Origin of the sequence: Xanthomonas sp. SS, assembly GCF_014236835.1 — a bacterium.
Taxonomy (GTDB): domain Bacteria; phylum Pseudomonadota; class Gammaproteobacteria; order Xanthomonadales; family Xanthomonadaceae; genus Xanthomonas_A.
Map to the genome: position 1 here is coordinate 2,343,239 of NZ_CP051190.1, position 16,521 is coordinate 2,359,759.

General features: G+C 68.8%; 13 protein-coding genes and 2 pseudogenes. 5 read left to right on the forward strand and 10 right to left on the reverse strand.

Going from position 1 to position 16,521, the window contains the following annotated elements; translation table 11 throughout:
* Positions 1-18: 18 nt before the first annotated feature.
* The 3 genes and pseudogenes from mtnA to HEP74_RS22115 all read left to right on the forward strand — a co-directional run.
* Positions 19-1,083, forward strand: a complete 1,065-nt coding sequence (gene mtnA / locus HEP74_RS09655; protein WP_185816245.1) for an S-methyl-5-thioribose-1-phosphate isomerase — start codon at positions 19-21, stop codon at positions 1,081-1,083.
* Between the two features lie 211 nt (positions 1,084-1,294).
* A pseudogene (gene gyrA / locus HEP74_RS09660) lies at positions 1,295-3,415 on the forward strand (DNA gyrase subunit A); the annotation flags it as partial.
* A gap of 135 nt (positions 3,416-3,550) precedes the next feature.
* Positions 3,551-4,135, forward strand: a pseudogene (locus HEP74_RS22115) (DNA gyrase C-terminal beta-propeller domain-containing protein); the annotation flags it as partial.
* 103 nt (positions 4,136-4,238) lie between these two features.
* Here HEP74_RS22115 and HEP74_RS09665 read toward each other — a convergent pair.
* Positions 4,239-4,448: a hypothetical protein gene (locus HEP74_RS09665; RefSeq protein WP_185816247.1), complete on the reverse strand. Its 210-nt coding sequence runs from the start codon at positions 4,446-4,448 to the stop codon at positions 4,239-4,241.
* On the opposite strand from HEP74_RS09665, the gene HEP74_RS09670 reads away from it, so the two are divergent.
* Positions 4,447-6,924: a membrane-bound PQQ-dependent dehydrogenase, glucose/quinate/shikimate family gene (locus HEP74_RS09670; protein ID WP_185816248.1), complete on the forward strand. Its 2,478-nt coding sequence runs from the start codon at positions 4,447-4,449 to the stop codon at positions 6,922-6,924. The two genes, HEP74_RS09665 and HEP74_RS09670, sit on opposite strands and share 2 nt — an antisense overlap.
* A 347-nt stretch (positions 6,925-7,271) precedes the next feature.
* Here the strand turns inward: HEP74_RS09670 and HEP74_RS09675 are convergent, their stop codons facing one another.
* Positions 7,272-8,126, reverse strand: coding sequence for a tetratricopeptide repeat protein (locus HEP74_RS09675; RefSeq protein ID WP_185816249.1), 855 nt, complete (start codon positions 8,124-8,126; stop codon positions 7,272-7,274).
* Positions 8,127-8,269: 143 nt separating this feature from the next.
* On the opposite strand from HEP74_RS09675, the gene HEP74_RS09680 reads away from it, so the two are divergent.
* A complete protein-coding gene (locus HEP74_RS09680) occupies positions 8,270-8,677 on the forward strand; it encodes a hypothetical protein (RefSeq protein WP_185816250.1) in 408 nt (135 codons plus the stop codon).
* Positions 8,678-9,165: 488 nt separating this feature from the next.
* Here the strand turns inward: HEP74_RS09680 and HEP74_RS09685 are convergent, their stop codons facing one another.
* The 8 genes from HEP74_RS09685 to hutG form a co-directional block, all read right to left on the reverse strand.
* Complete coding sequence (locus tag HEP74_RS09685) at positions 9,166-9,558, reverse strand: DUF3037 domain-containing protein (RefSeq protein ID WP_185816251.1); 393 nt, start codon at positions 9,556-9,558, stop codon at positions 9,166-9,168.
* Positions 9,536-10,312, reverse strand: a complete 777-nt coding sequence (locus HEP74_RS09690; RefSeq protein ID WP_185816252.1) for a HipA family kinase — start codon at positions 10,310-10,312, stop codon at positions 9,536-9,538. Before HEP74_RS09690 ends, HEP74_RS09685 begins: the two co-directional genes overlap by 23 nt.
* Before the next feature lie 123 nt (positions 10,313-10,435).
* Complete coding sequence (locus HEP74_RS09695) at positions 10,436-11,062, reverse strand: TetR/AcrR family transcriptional regulator (protein ID WP_185816253.1); 627 nt, start codon at positions 11,060-11,062, stop codon at positions 10,436-10,438.
* The gene (locus tag HEP74_RS09700) at positions 11,062-11,319 is read right to left on the reverse strand and encodes an acyl-CoA-binding protein (protein ID WP_184410100.1); all 258 of its coding nucleotides are present in this window, start codon (positions 11,317-11,319) and stop codon (positions 11,062-11,064) included. The genes HEP74_RS09695 and HEP74_RS09700 overlap by 1 nt, the downstream gene beginning before the upstream one ends.
* Before the next feature lie 97 nt (positions 11,320-11,416).
* Positions 11,417-12,151: a hypothetical protein gene (locus HEP74_RS09705; RefSeq protein ID WP_185816254.1), complete on the reverse strand. Its 735-nt coding sequence runs from the start codon at positions 12,149-12,151 to the stop codon at positions 11,417-11,419.
* 205 nt (positions 12,152-12,356) lie between these two features.
* Positions 12,357-13,793 (reverse strand): serine hydrolase domain-containing protein, encoded by a 1,437-nt coding sequence (locus tag HEP74_RS09710; protein WP_185816255.1) that lies wholly within the window; start codon positions 13,791-13,793, stop codon positions 12,357-12,359.
* A gap of 195 nt (positions 13,794-13,988) precedes the next feature.
* Positions 13,989-15,656 (reverse strand): urocanate hydratase, encoded by a 1,668-nt coding sequence (gene hutU / locus HEP74_RS09715; RefSeq protein WP_185816256.1) that lies wholly within the window; start codon positions 15,654-15,656, stop codon positions 13,989-13,991.
* Positions 15,653-16,501, reverse strand: coding sequence for an N-formylglutamate deformylase (gene hutG, locus HEP74_RS09720; protein ID WP_185816257.1), 849 nt, complete (start codon positions 16,499-16,501; stop codon positions 15,653-15,655). Before hutG ends, hutU begins: the two co-directional genes overlap by 4 nt.
* Positions 16,502-16,521: the final 20 nt, after the last annotated feature.

Here is a 16,521-nt window from a genome sequence, read left to right on the forward strand (position 1 = left end):
CGCCGTTAAAATATCCGGATGAACGCCGACCTCGATATCGATTACGCCCGCTACGACCATATCCGTCCGATCCTGTGGACCGGCGAAGCGCTGGAACTGCTCGACCAGCGCAAGCTGCCGTTCGTGGTCGAGCACGTGCAATGCACCGACAGCGACCAGGTCGCCGATGCGATCCACACCCTGGCGGTGCGCGGTGCGCCGGCGATCGGCATCGCCGCCGGCTGGGGCGTGGTGCTGGCTGCGCGCGACGTGCAGGCCGACGACGGCGCCCAGGCGCTGGCCAAGCTGGAACCGGCGCTGCAACGGCTCAATGCGGCGCGGCCGACCGCGGTGAACCTGGCCTGGGCGCTGATGCGCATGCGCACCGCGCTGGCCGCGGCCGGCGCCGACTGGCGCGAGGTGATCGCGCGGCAGGCGCAGGCCATCGCCGAGGAAGACCTGGCCGCCAATCGTCACATGGGCGCGCTCGGCGCGGGCCTGATCGCGCCCGGCAGCGGCGTGCTGACCCACTGCAATACCGGGTCGCTGGCCACTGCCGGCTTCGGTACCGCGCTGGGCGTGATCCGCGCCGGCGTGGCCCAGGGCCGGATCGCCAAGGTGTTCGCCGGCGAGACCCGGCCGTGGCTGCAGGGCGCGCGGCTGACCGTGTGGGAACTGCAGCAGGACGGCATCGACGCGACCCTGATCGCCGATTCGGCGGCGGCGCATCTTATGAAGACCGGCGCGGTGCAATGGGTGATCGTCGGCGCCGACCGCATCTGCGCCAATGGCGACACCGCCAACAAGATCGGCACCTACCAGTTGGCCATTGCCGCACGCCACCACGGCGTCAGGTTCATGGTGGTGGCGCCGTGGTCCACCGTGGACATGGACACCGCCGACGGCGTGCAGATCGAGATCGAGCAGCGCGACCCGGGCGAGCTGTTCGGGGTAGGCGGGGTGCGTACCGTCGCCGAGGGCATCGCTGCTTGGAACCCGGTGTTCGACGTGACCCCGGCCGAGTTGATCGATGCCATCGTCACCGAACGCGGGGTGATCGAACGGCCGGATCCCGAGCGCATGCGCGCCGCGTTCGGCGGCTGAGCCGCGGCAACCGCGCCAGACCCCCTGCACGGCCCCGCAAATCCACGCAAGTGCTTGTTCGGGCCGGCAAAAACCGGGCATTCGCGCGCCTGTCATGATAGAATCCGGCGGTTCGATCGACCGCTGCGCGCCGTAGATTTTCGGTGCCGGCAGGCCCGCTTGCCGCGGGCCGGCGTCCTGGTCGATTAGCCACCAGACTTACGGAACCCGAATGGCAGAATCCGCCAAGGAAATCATCCAGGTCAACCTGGAAGACGAGATGCGCAAGAGCTACCTCGATTACGCGATGAGCGTGATTGTGGGGCGTGCCCTCCCGGACGCGCGCGACGGCCTCAAGCCGGTGCATCGCCGCGTGTTGTTCGCGATGAACGAGCTGGGCGCGCATAGCAACAAGCCCTACTACAAGTCGGCGCGTATCGTCGGCGACGTCATCGGCAAGTACCACCCGCACGGCGACCAGTCGGTGTACGACACGCTGGTGCGCATGGCGCAGCCGTTCTCGCTGCGCTACCTGATGGTGGACGGGCAGGGCAACTTCGGCTCGGTCGACGGCGACTCCGCGGCGGCGATGCGCTACACCGAGGCGCGCATGTCGCGCCTGGCCCATGAAATGATGGCCGACATCGACAAGGAAACCGTCGATTTCCAGCCCAACTACGACGAGAAGGAACTGGAGCCGACGGTCATGCCGACCCGGTTCCCGAGCCTGCTGGTCAACGGGTCGGCCGGCATCGCGGTGGGCATGGCGACCAACATCCCGCCGCACAACCTGACCGAATCGATCAATGCCTGCCTGGCGCTGATCGACAATCCGCAGATCGACGTCGACGGGCTGATGGAATACATCCCCGGCCCGGATTTCCCCACCGCCGGCATCGTCAACGGCACCAGCGGCATCGTCGCCGGCTACCGCACCGGCCGCGGCCGCGTGCGCATGCGCGCCAAGGCCGAGATCGAGATCCAGGACAACGGCCGCGAAGCGATCGTGGTCAACGAGATCCCGTACCAGGTCAACAAGGCGCGGCTGATCGAGAAGATCGCCGAGTTGGTCAAGGAAAAGAAGCTCGAAGGCATCAGCGAACTGCGCGACGAGTCCGACAAGGACGGCATGCGCATCTACATCGAGATCAAGCGCGGCGAAGCCGCCGATGTGGTGCTGAACAACCTGTACCAGCAGACCCAGATGGAGTCGGTGTTCGGCATCAACATGGTGGCGCTGGTCGATGGCCGTCCGCAGCTGATGAACCTCAAGCAGATGCTGGAGGCGTTCATCCGCCACCGCCGCGAAGTGGTCACCCGCCGCACCATCTTCGAACTGCGCAAGGCGCGCGCCCGCGCGCACATCCTCGAAGGCCTGACCGTCGCGCTCGCCAACATCGACGAGATGATCGAGCTGATCAAGACCTCGGCCAACCCGACCGAGGCGCGCGAGCGCATGCTGGCCAGGCGCTGGGACGCGGGCCTGGTCGGCGCGCTGCTCGGCGCCGCCGGCGCCGATGCCTCGCAGCCGGAAGACCTGCCGGCCGGCGTCGGCCTGCTCGCCGACGGCTACCAGCTGACCGAAGTGCAGGCCTCGCAGATCCTGGAAATGCGCCTGCACCGCCTGACCGGGCTGGAACAGGAGCGCCTGACCGAGGAATACAAGCAACTGCTGGAAGCGATCGCCGGGCTGATCCGGATCCTGGAAAACCCCGACGTGCTGCTGCAGGTGATCCGCGAGGAGCTGATCAGCATCCGCGAGGAATACGGCGATGCGCGCCGCACCGAGATCCGCCACAGCGAGGAAGACCTCGACATCCTCGACCTGATCGCGCCGGAAGACGTGGTGGTGACGCTGTCGCATGCCGGCTATGCCAAGCGCCAGCCGGTCAGCGCCTACCGTGCGCAGCGCCGCGGCGGCCGCGGCCGCAGCGCGGCGGCGACCAAGGAAGAGGATTTCATCGACCAGCTGTGGCTGGTCAACACCCACGACACGCTGCTGACCTTCACCAGCAGCGGCAAGGTGTTCGCGCTGCCGGTGTACCAGTTGCCGGAGGCCGGCCCGAACGCGCGCGGCCGACCGATCATCAACTGGATCCCGCTGGAGAACGGCGAGCGCGTGCAGGCGGTGTTGCCGGTGCGCGACTATGCCGGCGGCCGCTACGTGTTCTTCGCCACCCGCAACGGCATGGTCAAGAAGACCCCGCTCAGCGACTTCGCGTTCCAGCGCAAGGCCGGCAAGATCGCGATCAACCTCGACGAGGGCGACGCCCTGGTCGGCGTGGGCCTGACCGACGGCGAGCGCGATGTGCTGCTGTTCGCCTCCAACGGCAAGACCGTGCGCTTCTCCGAACGGCCCAAGGACGACGAGGCCGAGGACGGCGCCATCGACGAGGGCACGGGCGAGGACAACGGCGACGATGAGGTCGCGCTGGCCGAGGCGGTCGAGGACGGCGACGACGCGCGCAGCCCGCGCCGCAAGAGCCGCGGCGGGGTCAAGCCGACCGGCCGCAGCAGCCGCGGCGTGCGCGGCATCCGCCTGGCCAAGAGCGAGTACGTGGTCAGCCTGATCGTGGCCGAGCCGGCCGAGGGCCAGGACGAGGATGCCGAGGACATCGAGACGGCGCCGGAGACGGATGCCGACGTCGATGCCGAGGCCGTGGTGCGCAACGGCGACGAGCCCGATGCCTACATCCTCACCGCCACCGAGAACGGCTACGGCAAGCGCACCCCGCTGGCCGAATACCCGCGCAAGGGCCGCGGCACGCAGGGCGTGATTGGCATCCAGACCAGCGAGCGCAACGGCAAGCTGGTCGGCGCGGTGCTGCTGAGCACCAAGGACGAGGTGCTGTTGATCTCCGATGGCGGCACCCTGGTGCGCACCCGCGCCTCGGAAATCTCCCGCGTCGGCCGCAACACCCAGGGCGTGACCCTGATCCGCCTGTCCAAGGGCGAGAAGCTGCAGGCGGTGGAGCGCCTGGACGGTTCGCTGGTCGAGGAAGAGCCGGTGGAGCCGATCGTGGGCGAGGACGGCAGCGCCGAGATCGCCAGCGAGCTGCCGCCGGAAAGCTGATCGCGCGAGCGAGCGGCATACGACGACGCCGGCGCAATGCCGGCGTCGTCGTTTCTGCAGGTGGCGCTGCCGCCGGGCGCTGCCGCAGCATCGTGCAGGAGCATCATGCAGGAGCATCGTGCAGAAGCAGCCGCATCGCGGCCTGACGCGTGTGTGCCGGCATATCCCTGATGGAACGCAGCATGTCGCCTTCTGTGCCGCGATAGAACGCGCAGCGTTCACTTCCCGCTTGGGATAACGGTCCGCGGCGCGATCGCGCCCCATGCCGCGGCGGATGTTCCGCGCGGTGCTTTCCTGCGAGGAATTTTTCCATGAACGATCTTGATCAAACGCAGCGCCGCGGCGGTTGGCCGCTGCTGCTGCTGGGCGGCGCATGCGCGCTGATCGGCCTGGTGCTGGCGGCCGGCGGCGCGTGGCTGCTGGCGCTGGGCGGCTCCTGGTACTACCTGTTCGGCGGCTTGGGCCTGCTGTTGTCGGGCGTGCTGCTGGCGCGCGGACGGCGCAGCGGTGCGCTGTGGTTTGCGGCGACCTTCGCGCTGTCGCTGCTATGGGCGGCGTGGGAGTCCGGCGCCGATTACTGGCGCTGGGTGCCGCGCATGGGCCTGATGGTGTTCCTGGGCCTGCTGCTGGCGCTGGCGTTGCCGCGCCTGGACCGTCCGTTCTCGCGCGGCGTGTCGCGCGGCCTGGCCGGCGCACTGGCGCTGGTGTTCGTGGGCGCCTTCGCGCTGGCCTTCGTGCCGTACGGCGTGACCGAGGCCGACGGCATGCTCGCACACGCCGCCGGTATGGCGGCGGCGATGACCGTGCCGCGTGCCGGTGCGCAGCCGGCCGAGGCGCCGGCCGACGCCGACTGGGCCGCTTACGGCCGCGATAACGCCGGCAGCCGCTACAGTCCGCTGCGCCAGATCACCCCCGGCAACGTGGCGCAGTTGCGGACCGCATGGACCTTCCGCACCGGCGACCTGCCGGCCAAGCGCTGGGGCGCGGAGACCACGCCGCTGAAGATCGGCGACAGCCTGTACCTGTGCACCGCGCGCAACCAGCTGATCGCACTGGACGCCGCCACCGGCAAGCAGCGCTGGCGCTACGATCCCAAGGTCGCGGACAAGGCGATCCCGTACACCGCCGCCTGTCGCGGGGTCAGCTACTACGAGGTCCCAGTGGCGACGAATGCGCCGCCGACGCCTGCGCCGGGCGGCGGCGTGGCGCCGGTCGCGCTGGCAGACCAGCCGCGCGCCTGCCGCAGCCGCATCATCGAGGGCACCCTGGACGGCCGCCTGATCGCGGTCGACGCCGCCAGCGGCAAGCCCTGCGAGGACTTCGGCACGCATGGCCAGGTCGACATCACCGTCGGCATGGGCGATACGCCGCCGGGCTATGTGTCGATCAATTCGCCGCCGACCATCGTGCGCGGCGTGCTCGTCACCGGCCACCAGGTGCTGGACGGGCAGCAGCGCTACGAGCCGTCGGGCGTGATCCAGGGCTTCGATGCGGTGACCGGTGAGCTGCGCTGGGCCTGGGACATGACCCACCCGGAATGGAACGGCGCACCGCCGCCGGGCCAGAGCTGGACCCGCGGCACGCCGAACATGTGGACGTCCGCGGCCGGCGACGAGCAACTCGGCTATGTCTACCTGCCGATGGGCAACTCCGCCGCCGACTACTGGAGCAGCTCGCGCACCGCGCCCGAGGACCAGTACGCGACCTCGCTGGTGGCGCTGGACGTGACCACCGGCAAGCCGGTGTGGAACTTCCAGACCACGCATATCGACGTCTGGGACTACGACCTGGGGTCGCAGCCGACGCTGGTGGATTTTCCGCACGACGGCGGCAAGGTGCCGGCGGTGATCCTGCCGAGCAAGCAGGGCGAAATCTACGTGCTGGATCGGCGCAGCGGCAAGCCGTTGGTCGGCGTCGAGCAACGCACGGTGCCCGGCGGCGGGGTGGAGCCGCAGCGCCGCGCCAAGACTCAGCCGTTCTCGCTGTACCACACGCTGCGCAAGCCGGACCTGACCGAACGCGACATGTGGGGCATCACCCCGATCGACCAACTGGTGTGCCGCATCCAGTTCCGCAGCGCCAGCTACAAGGGCATCTACACGCCGCCCGAGGCCGACCGCCATTCGATCGAATATCCGGGCTACAACGGCGGCTCGGACTGGGGCAGCGTGGCGGTGGATCCGCAGCGCGGGGTGATCGTCGCCAACTACAACGACATGCCCAATTACAACCGACTGGTGCCGCGGGCCAAGGCCGACAAGCTGGGCTGGGCGCCGCGCGACCAGGTGCGCGGCGACGCCGGCGGCGCCGAAGGCGCGGGCGATCCGCAGGCGGGCACGCCGTACGCGATCAACGTCAACGCCGGCTGGCGCCTGCCGTTCACTGGCCTGCTGTGCAAGCAACCGCCGTACGGCGGCATCCGCGCGATCGACCTGGCCAGCGGCAAGACCCTGTGGGACCGCCCGCTGGGCAGCGCCCGCGGCAACGGCCCGTTCGGCATCCACTCCGGCCTGCCGATCGAGATCGGCACGCCCAACAACGGCGGCGCGGTGGTCAGCGCCAGCGGCCTGATCTTCATCGCCGCGACCACAGACGACATGATCCGTGCGATCGACCTGGCCACCGGCAAGCGCGTCTGGGAGGCCAAGCTGCCGGCCGGCGGTCAGGCCACGCCGATGCTCTACGCGGTCGGCGGCCGCGAGTACCTGGTGATCGTGGCCGGCGGCCATCACTTCATGGAGACCAAGAAGGGCGACTACGTGATCGCCTATGCGCTGCCGGCGTCATAGCCTGCGCCAAGGCGGCGTTGTGCGGCGTGCGGGATCCGTCCCGCCGTCGCCAAGCTGCTGCGGCGATGTGCGGTGCGCCATGTGCGGCAGAGACGTTGCCGCGCATGGTGCGCGTCGCATGCGGGCGCGGCAAAACGAAGGGACGGCAAAACCGTGTCGATGCCGCAGGGGGAGCGCGAGTCAGCGTGCGCCGTGGCAGCGTCTCGATCGGAGAGTCACGGTAAGCGACAGCGTTGTGGGAGCGACTTCAGTCGCGACGGGCTCTACCGGTAGCGCCTGTCGCGACTGAAGTCGCTCCCATAGGTCTGCCTGCACGCGAACTGCGGCGATCCCTCTCTGGCGGCCAGCTACTCCAACTGCTCGCGCGCGAACGCCGCGTCCAGCGCTTCCATCGCGTCGCGCGGCTTGAGCTTGGCCGCTTTTTCGAACGCGCCGGCGGCCGCGTCCTCGCGCTTGTCGCCGTGCAGCAGCAACAGCACGTTGGCGTATTCGACATGTGCGATCGGCGCATCCGGGGTCAGCTTCAGCGCTTGCTGGATATGCTGCTCGGCGGTCGCGGCCTTGGCGCCGTAGGTGAGTCCGCCGATCATCGCGCCGACCTTGCCGATGATCTCGGCGTGGTACAGCGCCAGCGCCATGTGCGCCTCGGCGTGCTTGGGCTCCAGTTCCAGCGCGGCCTCCAGCGATTGCCGCACCTTGCCGGCGATGCCTTGCTTGAGCGCCTTGACGATGCTCAGCCCCTGGCTGTAACGGCCCAGCGCGAACGCGTGGCGATAGTGGCTGTTGGCCTCGTCCGGCAGCGCGGCGATCGCCGCTTCGGCCAGCGTCGCGGCCTGCTGCAGGCGCTGCAGTTTTTCCTTGTCGTCGTCGACCAGGTAGCCGGCGTGGATGCCCAGCGCCTTGACCGCGACCGAAGCGCCGAACACGCCCAAGGCCTGTCCGGCGCTGTAGGCCTGCTGGAACTGGCCCTGGTGGAAGGCGCGCCAGGCCTCGATCAGCGCCGCCGACAGCGTCTGCGCATCGTGGCCCTTGCCGGCCTTGCCGGCGGCGGCGAGCAGCGCCTGCGCGCGCGCCAGGTCCGGGTACGGCTCGCGGTCGCCGGCGTGCAGCTTGGGCCAGGCTTTCTTCAGCGCCTCGCCCGCGTAGGCGTAGGCGGTGGCGTCGTACGGAAACGGCGCCCATGCGGTCGGTTTTGCTGCCATGCCTGGCCTCCCTGGAGTTCGCGCCGAGCATGGCGCCGCGGTGGCTGGCTGGCAAGCTGCACTGCGGATAGTGTGTTTGCTCAAGCCGCTGCCGCCAGCATGCGTCGCATCGGTGCCGCTGTCGGCACCCAAGGAGAGCTGCGATGGCGACCAAGAAGCGTTCCACCTCCGCGCCCCGGCCCGAGACCCTGGCGCCGCGGCACCTGTGGCTGGCCGGCCTGGGCCTGGTGTCGTTGACCCGCAAGCGTGCGCTGGCCGCGGCCGCCGATGCCGCCAGCGGCGCGAACACGTTGAAGGCGCTGGTGGCGCAACTGGCCGACGACGCCGAAAGCAGCGTGCGCGAAGGCGCCGCGGCGCTGCGCGGCCAGGTGCAACCGTTGAGCGCCGAGGTCGAGGCGCGGCTGCAGCCGGTGTTGGTCAAGCTCGGCCTGCAGCCCAAGCCGCGCGCCACGCCACGCAAGCGGCCGGCGGCGACCAAGACCGCCAAGCGGACGACGAAGAAGACCGCTGCGCCGCGCCGCGCGGCGAAGCGCAGCGCACGCTCGCAGTAACAGCGAACGGCGTCGTCGCCGGATGTGGAGCGCTTCGGGTGCGGGCACGGCGATCCGCGTGCCGCGTTCTGGATTCTGTCGCGGCTGAAGCCGCTCCTACAGGGGCTTGCGGCAAGCCTGCCGGTGCGCTGTGGGAGGGGCCTCAGTTCCGACTGTGACCGGAAAGGTGTTCGTCATCAAAGGTGTTCGTCATCGCGACGGAAACTCCGCAGGCGCTGGCAGACAGGCAGCTGTTCCCTTCTCCCATCGGGAGAAGGTGGCCCGCAGGGCCGGATGAGGGTACGGGCGCAGCCTCGTGCATTCAATTGAACATCGCGCCGCTGCGCTGGCCGCGGCTAACGTCGCGTTTGAAAAGACGGTTGCCTGCAGGGTAGAAGACGATATCTACAGATGAGTTGCCGCGAGCTTGCCGGACGCGTTGCGGAGGGATATGACTACTCGGTCGATCCGCCAACGCGCCGATGAAGGCTCGCTACAACGTCGACGAGCTAGCGCGGCGTCCTGACCATGCGTTCGAGCAGATGCTCGACCACGCGCTCGGGCTGGGTGGTGCGACCGACGTGCGCCGAGGACATCTGGATGATGGAGCTGCGCCGCGCGGTCAGCCAGTGGAAGCGCGCGCGCGGCGGCAGCAGCGCGATCGGGCCGGCATCGGCGTCGCCGCGGCAGATCGCCGGGATCGCGTCCAGGTAGGGACGCAGGCGTTCGATGTCCAGGGTCGGGTCCAGCGCGTGCAGCCGTGCCGGCTGCAGTTCGATCGCCGCATGCAGCAGCTTGGAGGTCGGGCACGACACGATCACCCCGACGTTGACGAACTCCTCGCGCTCCACCCGCGGCACCACGCGGATGACCGCGTAGTCATACGTGTGCAGCGTGGGCACGGAGCGCCTCCTCGACGAATGCGGCGCGCAGCGCCAGCCGCCGTTTCAGGTAGTCGGCATAGGCCTGGCGGTGCGCATCCACGTGCTCGAAGCTGGCCTCGGCCTGCAGCCACGCGTCCGGAATCTGCGCCACGATGGCGTCGATGACCGCATCGGTCAGCCGCGGCGCCAGCGCCGCGTCGGCCTCGGCGATGGCGCTGGCGTAGGGCAGCAGCACGTGGTCGCGGATGCGCGCGAACGGCGAGGCGCAGGCGCTGCCGGCGTGCTCCCAGTCGTGATGGAAATACAGCGCCGCGCCGTGGTCGATCAGCATCAGTTTGCCGTGCCAGACCATCAGGTTGGTGTTGCGTGCGGTGCGATCGACATTGGTGACGAAGGCGTCGAACCAGACGATCGCCGAGGCCAGCGCCGGGTCCGGACGCAACGCGGCCGGGTCGTAGTTGATCGCGCCGGGCAGGTAGTCCAGCGCCAGGTTCAGGCCCTCGCTGGCGCGGATCAGATCCTGGATTTCCGGATCCGGCTCGGTGCGCGCGAACTCGCGGTCGAGCAGCACGAACACCAGTTCCGGCATCGGCAGGCCCAGCGCGCGCGCCAGTTCGCCGCCCAGCAGTTCGGCGATCAACGCCTTCGGGCCTTGTCCGGCGCCGCGGAACTTCAGCACGTACATGCCGTCGTCGTCGGCCTCGACCACCGCGGGCAGCGAGCCGCCTTCGCGCAGCGGGGTCACGTAGCGGGTGGCGACGACGGTTCTCACGCGGATTCCGGGCGGCGAGGGCAGGGCGGCAAGCCTAGCCGATGCCGGCGGCGCTTGGCGAATCGATACGTACGGCGCACTAGGCATCCAGCGTCGTTGCCTACCGGGGACGCGTCCCCGCGCTCAGTCCAGATAGGCCTGCATCAGCGTGGCCAGGTGCGTGCGCTCGGCCTCGCGCAGGAACGGGCTGATCAGCAGCATCACCTGCACGATGCCGTGGCGGATCGCCAGTTGTTCGTCCTTCTCGCCGCGCGCGGCGGCGTAGTTGAGCCAGAACGTGGCCACCACCAGCACGTTGGTGGCGATGCCGCCCAGCTCCTGTGCGGTGGCGCGCATCGCTCCGGCCTGCGCCAGCCCCTGGAACACCGCCTGGGTGCTGTCGTCGGCGCGGCGCAGGATGCGCGCGAAACGCAGGCGCAGGCGCCGGCTGCGGCTGAGGATCTCGATCAGGTCGCGGTACAGGAAGCGGTAGTCCCAGATGCACTCGAACACCAGGTGCAGCTGCAGCCAGATGTCCTCCAGCCCGGGCAGGCGCGCGCTCGGCAACTCCAGCGCCGCGTCCATGCGCTCCTCGTAGCGCGCGAACAGGTGCTCGATGATGTCGTCCTTGTTGCGGAAGTGGTAGTACAGATTGCCCGGGCTGATCTCCAGCTCGTCGGCGATATGGTTGGTGGTGACGTGCGGCTCGCCCTGCGCGTTGAACATCGCCAGGGCCGTGTCGAGAATGCGCCGGCGGGTGTCGCGCGCCATCAGGCCAGCAGCTTCTTCACCAGGTCCACGTACTTCTTCTGCGCCTCGGCCTGCGGCATGCCCTTGAGCTTGGCCCAGGCCTCGTACTTGGCGGTGCCGACGAAGTCGAAGAACCCCGGCTTGGCGCCGGCGACGTCGCCTTCCGCGCCCTGTTTGTACAGCGCGTACAGGCGCAGCAAGGTGTCGTTGTCGGGACGCTCCTCGCGCTGCTTGATGTCCTTGGCCGCTTTTTCGAAGGCCGCCTTGATGTCTGCCATGTCGCTGCTCCCGCCCTGATCGGGACGCATCACAGCACGCGCGACCGGTCCGGTCAACGCGGGCGCCGGGCTCGCCAGCCCGCCCGAGCGTGGTGTTTCAGGCGACCGGCGCCGCCTGCAGCTGCGCGCTGGCCTGCGTCTGCGTCTGCGCCTGTCGCGCCAGCGAGGCCTTGGCGGCGATCGAGCGGATGGCGTCGGTCACATCGGCGAGCGGGACGTGGCTGCTCAGCCGCTGGAACGTGTCGCGGCTGTTGTAGCCGGATCCGTCCTTCAGATATTGCTCGTACATCGACAGCAGCTCGGTGCAGGCGGCGGTCAGGGTGTCCACGTTGCCCCTGGCCAGGGCGTGGCCGATCTGATCCAGGCTGTGCAGGCAGTCGGAGAGCCAATGCAGGTCGTAGCGCGCGCTGCTCAGCTCCGGCGCGTTGTGGCCGCGGCTGTAGGCGCTGTAGCGGCGGATGCTCCTGGCCACCCGCGCCACGTGCGCGAGCAGCGTGCCGATCTCCGCGGAAATGTCCAGGCGTTCCATCACCAGGATCGGCACCGGTGGCCGCTCCACCGCCTGCTCGGCCGGCAAGGCTTCCTGCGTCTGCAGGTCCAGCGTCTGCCGCAGGCTGGCGTAGGCCTGTTGCAGCGCCTCCAACTCCCGCGCGCTGACGACTGCACGCGCCTTCATCTGCGACAGCGCGGCCTGGTGGCGGGCGAGGCTGTCCTGCACGCTCGCCTGTTGCCCTTGCTCGCGGCGCATGCGGCCGAAGAAGATCCAGGCGAGAACGGTGGCGGTGATCGCCCAGAGCACGACGGCGGGAGTCAGGTAGATCAGGATGCCCATGAAGGCTCCTCGAAACGTTGCATCTCTTGTCGGCGTCGGTTCGACGATCTTGAGCCCGAGTGTCGCGATGCGTGACGTCGGTCCGGCTACGCGCCAGTCGGCGCGCGTTTCATTGCGTTTGTGCTCGCTCGAACGCGTGGACCTGCATGCAACGCATTCGGCGCGGATCTGGTTCGTGGCGGGCGGCTGTCGAGCAAGCTCGACGCTACGGAACAGGCTTCGACAGCGCCTTCGACTTCGCGTACAGCGCCTTGGCGATCTCGGCATCGCCAAGCGCAGCGTGGCATTCGGCCAGGCTGTCCCAGGCGTTGGCCGAGTCCGGATACAGTTCGGCGTTGAGGGTGAACACTTTCAGCGCCCTGCCTGCACCGAGACTCTCGCGGATGGCGTAGCCGCTGGCATTGATCGCGCGTTCCCGTTCATTGGCGGGGACGCCGTCGCCGTCGCGCAGCCATGCACGCATCGCGTCCGCAGCTCCGGCGCTTGCGTCCATCGCATAGGCGATCAGGCGTTCGGCGAGAACCGCATGCGGGAACGCCTTCGGTGCGACCTGCGCCATCGTGCTTTCCACCAGCGTGCTGGACCAGACATTGCGGGCGCTGCCGTTGGTGAAGTACACGAATACCCAGTAGCCGCTGGCCAGGCTGCCCTTGTAGGCCAGTCTCGCCCGCACGCGGGTGCCGCCATCGTGGCCGACCTGGGTATAGCCATCGCTGCGGGTGGTATCCCAACCGGTGGAGAAGAAGTTGCTGCCGCCGCCGGTCAGCGTCTGCGCTTGCCACAGTCTTTCCAGGGTTGCCGTACGCACCAGCTTGCCGTTGGCCAGCGCCTGCAGGAAGCGGTTGATGTCGCCGACGGTGGTCTGCAGATCGGCGTGGCCCCAGCCGTAGTTCGGCCAGGGATCTTCATTGGCCGGCTGCAGCGTGCCGTCCTTGCCAATGTACGGCACGGCCGCGCGATCCGGCGGGACGCTGGCCAGACCCCACGACGTGCTGCGCATCTTCAGTGGCTGCAGGATGCGTTCGCGTGCGATGGCGGGGTAGGGCTTGCGATAATGCGCTTCCAGCAGTGCGGTCAGCACCAGGTAGTTGGCCTGCGTGTACTGCGCACGGCTGCCGGGAGCGAACTGCATCGGTGCCGCGCCGGCAACCTTCAGCGCAGCGGCAAGGTCGGGCGCCACGCCGGGGTAGCCCTTGCTCACCCAACGCTCGTCCACACGGGCGTAGTACTCGGCAATGCCGGAACTGTGATTGAGGAAATCGCGCACGTGGATCGCCTGCCACGCGGCCGGCAGGTCCGGCACGTAGCGGCTGGCTGGGGCATCCAGATCCACCTTGCCCTGATCCACCAGTTGCATCACCAGCGTGCTGGTCAACAGCTTGGCCATCGACTGCGCGGCGAAGATGGAATCGACGGTGGCTGGCGCGTGGGTGGCCGGATCGCGTTCGCCGCTGGCGCCCTGGTAGAGCACCTGGCCGTTGTGTGCGACCAGCACCGCCTGACCGGCGATGCCATAGCGTTCGCGGTTGGCCTGCAGTTGGGCGTCCAACTGCGAGGCGAGGTTGAGCGGCGTATCCCGGGCCGACGCAGGCAGGCTGCCAAGCAGGGTGCAGAGCAGTGTGGCAGCAAGGACGCGATACATCGCGGTGATCCGTCAGTGGCGATGGCGCATCATCTTCACGACAGGGGACAGGGTCAAGCGTGTGTAGCCGAGCCTTTGCTCGGCTGCTCTTGCATCAGATACCGTGCACCTGGACACATAGAGCCGAGCATGCTCGGCTCTACAGAAAGCAGGCGGTTGCCGGCCAGTGACCTGCAACCGCCCGGCGGCACGCGATCAGCCCAGAATCCCCGGCAGATCCAGTCCCTTCTCCTTCGCGCATTCCACCGCGATCTCATACCCCGCATCCGCATGGCGCATCACACCCGTCGCGGGGTCGTTCCACAACACGCGCGCGATGCGCTTGGCCGCCGCCTCGCTGCCGTCGCAGACGATGACCATGCCGGCGTGCTGGGAGAAGCCCATGCCGACGCCGCCGCCGTGGTGCAGCGAGACCCAGGTGGCGCCGCTGGCGGTGTTGAGCAGGGCATTGAGCAGCGGCCAGTCGGAAACCGCGTCTGAGCCGTCGGCCATGGCCTCGGTCTCGCGGTTGGGCGAGGCGACGCTGCCCGAATCCAGATGGTCGCGGCCGATCACCACCGGCGCCTTCAGCTCGCCGCTTGCCACCATTTCATTGAACGCCAGGCCGAGCCGGTCGCGATCGCCCAGGCCGACCCAGCAGATGCGCGCCGGCAGGCCCTGGAACTTGATCTTCTCGGCGGCCATGTCCAGCCAGCGGTGCAGGTGCGGGTTGTCCGGGATCAGCTCCTTGACCTTGGCGTCGGTCTTGGCGATGTCCTCAGGATCGCCGCTCAGCGCGGCCCAGCGGAACGGGCCGATGCCGCGGCAGAACAGCGGACGGATGTAGGCGGGCACGAAGCCGGGGAAGTCGAAGGCATTCTCCACCCCTTCTTCCAGCGCCATCTGCCGCAGGTTGTTGCCGTAGTCCACGGTCGGCACGCCGAGCGCGTGGAAGGCGAGCATGGCGCGGATGTGGTTGGCCATCGAGTCGCGCGCGGCCGCTTCCACTTCCTTCGGTGCGCTCGCGCGCTTTGCGTCCCACTGCTCGACGCTCCAGCCCTGCGGCAGGTAGCCGTTGACCGGGTCGTGCGCGGAGGTCTGGTCGGTCAGCAGATCCGGCTTGACCCCGCGGACCAGCAGTTCGTCCAGCACGTCGGCGACATTGCCGAGCAGGCCGACCGACAGCGGCTTCTTCGCCGTGCACGATTCCTCGATCAGGCGCAGCGCTTCGTCCAGGTCGTCGGTCCAGGTGTCGAGATAGCCGGTGCGCAGGCGCATGTCGATGCTGCTCTTGCGGCATTCCACCGCCAGGCACGAGGCGCCGGCCATCACCGCGGCCAGCGGCTGCGCACCGCCCATGCCGCCGAGGCCGCCGGTGAACAGCCACTTGCCGGCCAGGCTGCCGGCGTAGTGCTGGCGGCCCATCTCGACGAAGGTCTCGTAGGTACCCTGGACGATGCCTTGCGCGCCGATGTAGATCCAGCTGCCGGCGGTCATCTGGCCGTACATGGCTAGACCCTTTTTATCCAACTCGTTGAAGTGGTCCCAGGTGGCCCAGCGCGGCACCAGGTTGGAATTGGCGATCAGTACGCGCGGCGCATCGGCGTGGGTGCGGAACACGCCGACCGGCTTGCCGGACTGCACCAGCAGGGTCTGGTCGTCGTCCAGGCGCTTGAGCGCGGCCACGATCGCGTCGAAGGATTCCCAGTCGCGCGCGGCGCGGCCGATGCCGCCGTACACCACCAGTTCCTGTGGGCGTTCGGCCACGTCCGGGTGCAGGTTGTTCATCAGCATGCGCAGCGGCGCTTCGGTCAGCCAGCTCTTGCAGGTGAGGGTGCTGCCGGTGGGCGCTTGGATCGTGCGGGTGGGGTCGAGGCGGGTCATGCGGCGCTCCGGGAGTGGGCGAATTCAAGGCAGGATGCGAGTACCTGCTGCAGCGTGCGGCGCAGCGGTGCGGCGTGGTCGGGGTCCAGCGGCGTGGGCCAGTTGTGTTCGTCCACGCACTCGGGTTCGTGCATGTAGCCGCGGCAGGCCAGCTCCATCTGCAGCGTATGCACGCCGCCGGGAATGTCGCTGTAGTGGCGGGTGATGTAGCCGCCCTTGAAGCGTCCATTGCGTACGTGGCGCATGCCGCTCGCCGCGCATACGGTCTCGACCGCGTCGGTGAGCGCGTTGTCGCAACTGGTGTCGGGCGCACCGGATGCACCGGCGCTGCCGATGTTGAACTGCGGCAGCTCGCCCTCGAACAGGTGCGGGATGTGCGAGCGGATCGAGTGTGCGTCGTACACCACCACGGTGCCGTGGATCGCGTGCAGGCGGGCGATCTGCGCGGCCAGTGCGGCGTGGTAGGGCGCGAACCAGGTGTCGCGGCGGCGTGCGATCTCCTCCGCATCCGGACCATGTCCGTCGCGGTACAGCGGCTGGTTATCGAAGGTGGTCAGCGGACACAGGCCGGTGGTGTTCTGGCCCGGGTACAGCGAGGCGCCGCTCGGATCGCGGTTGAGATCGATCACCGAGCGCGACACCGCCGAGCGCAGCGTGGTGGCGCCCATGTCGCGCGCGAACGCGTACAGCTCATGCACCCACCAGTCGGCATCGCGCCGTGCCAGCCACGGAGAGACGAAGCGATCGGCCAGCGCTTCCGGCAACTCGGTGCCGGTGTGCGGAAAGCTGACGATCAGCGGCGCGTCGCCGCGGTGGAGGGTGAGCCAGTCGGGGAGGGTGGTCATGCGGGCCTCGCGTTTTTGTA

Bases quoted from the DNA above. Each gene is read 5' to 3' on its own strand.
- mtnA (WP_185816245.1), top strand. From the start codon at position 19: ATGAACGCCGACCTCGATATCGATTACGCCCGCTACGACCATATCCGT.
- HEP74_RS09670 (WP_185816248.1), top strand. From the start codon at position 4,447: ATGAACGATCTTGATCAAACGCAGCGCCGCGGCGGTTGGCCGCTGCTG.
- HEP74_RS09665 (WP_185816247.1), bottom strand. From the start codon at position 4,448: ATGGAAAAATTCCTCGCAGGAAAGCACCGCGCGGAACATCCGCCGCGG.
- HEP74_RS09675 (WP_185816249.1), bottom strand. From the start codon at position 8,126: ATGGCAGCAAAACCGACCGCATGGGCGCCGTTTCCGTACGACGCCACC.
- HEP74_RS09680 (WP_185816250.1), top strand. From the start codon at position 8,270: ATGGCGACCAAGAAGCGTTCCACCTCCGCGCCCCGGCCCGAGACCCTG.
- HEP74_RS09695 (WP_185816253.1), bottom strand. From the start codon at position 11,062: ATGGCGCGCGACACCCGCCGGCGCATTCTCGACACGGCCCTGGCGATG.
- HEP74_RS09700 (WP_184410100.1), bottom strand. From the start codon at position 11,319: ATGGCAGACATCAAGGCGGCCTTCGAAAAAGCGGCCAAGGACATCAAG.
- HEP74_RS09705 (WP_185816254.1), bottom strand. From the start codon at position 12,151: ATGGGCATCCTGATCTACCTGACTCCCGCCGTCGTGCTCTGGGCGATC.
- HEP74_RS09710 (WP_185816255.1), bottom strand. From the start codon at position 13,793: ATGTATCGCGTCCTTGCTGCCACACTGCTCTGCACCCTGCTTGGCAGC.
- hutU (WP_185816256.1), bottom strand. From the start codon at position 15,656: ATGACCCGCCTCGACCCCACCCGCACGATCCAAGCGCCCACCGGCAGC.
- hutG (WP_185816257.1), bottom strand. From the start codon at position 16,501: ATGACCACCCTCCCCGACTGGCTCACCCTCCACCGCGGCGACGCGCCG.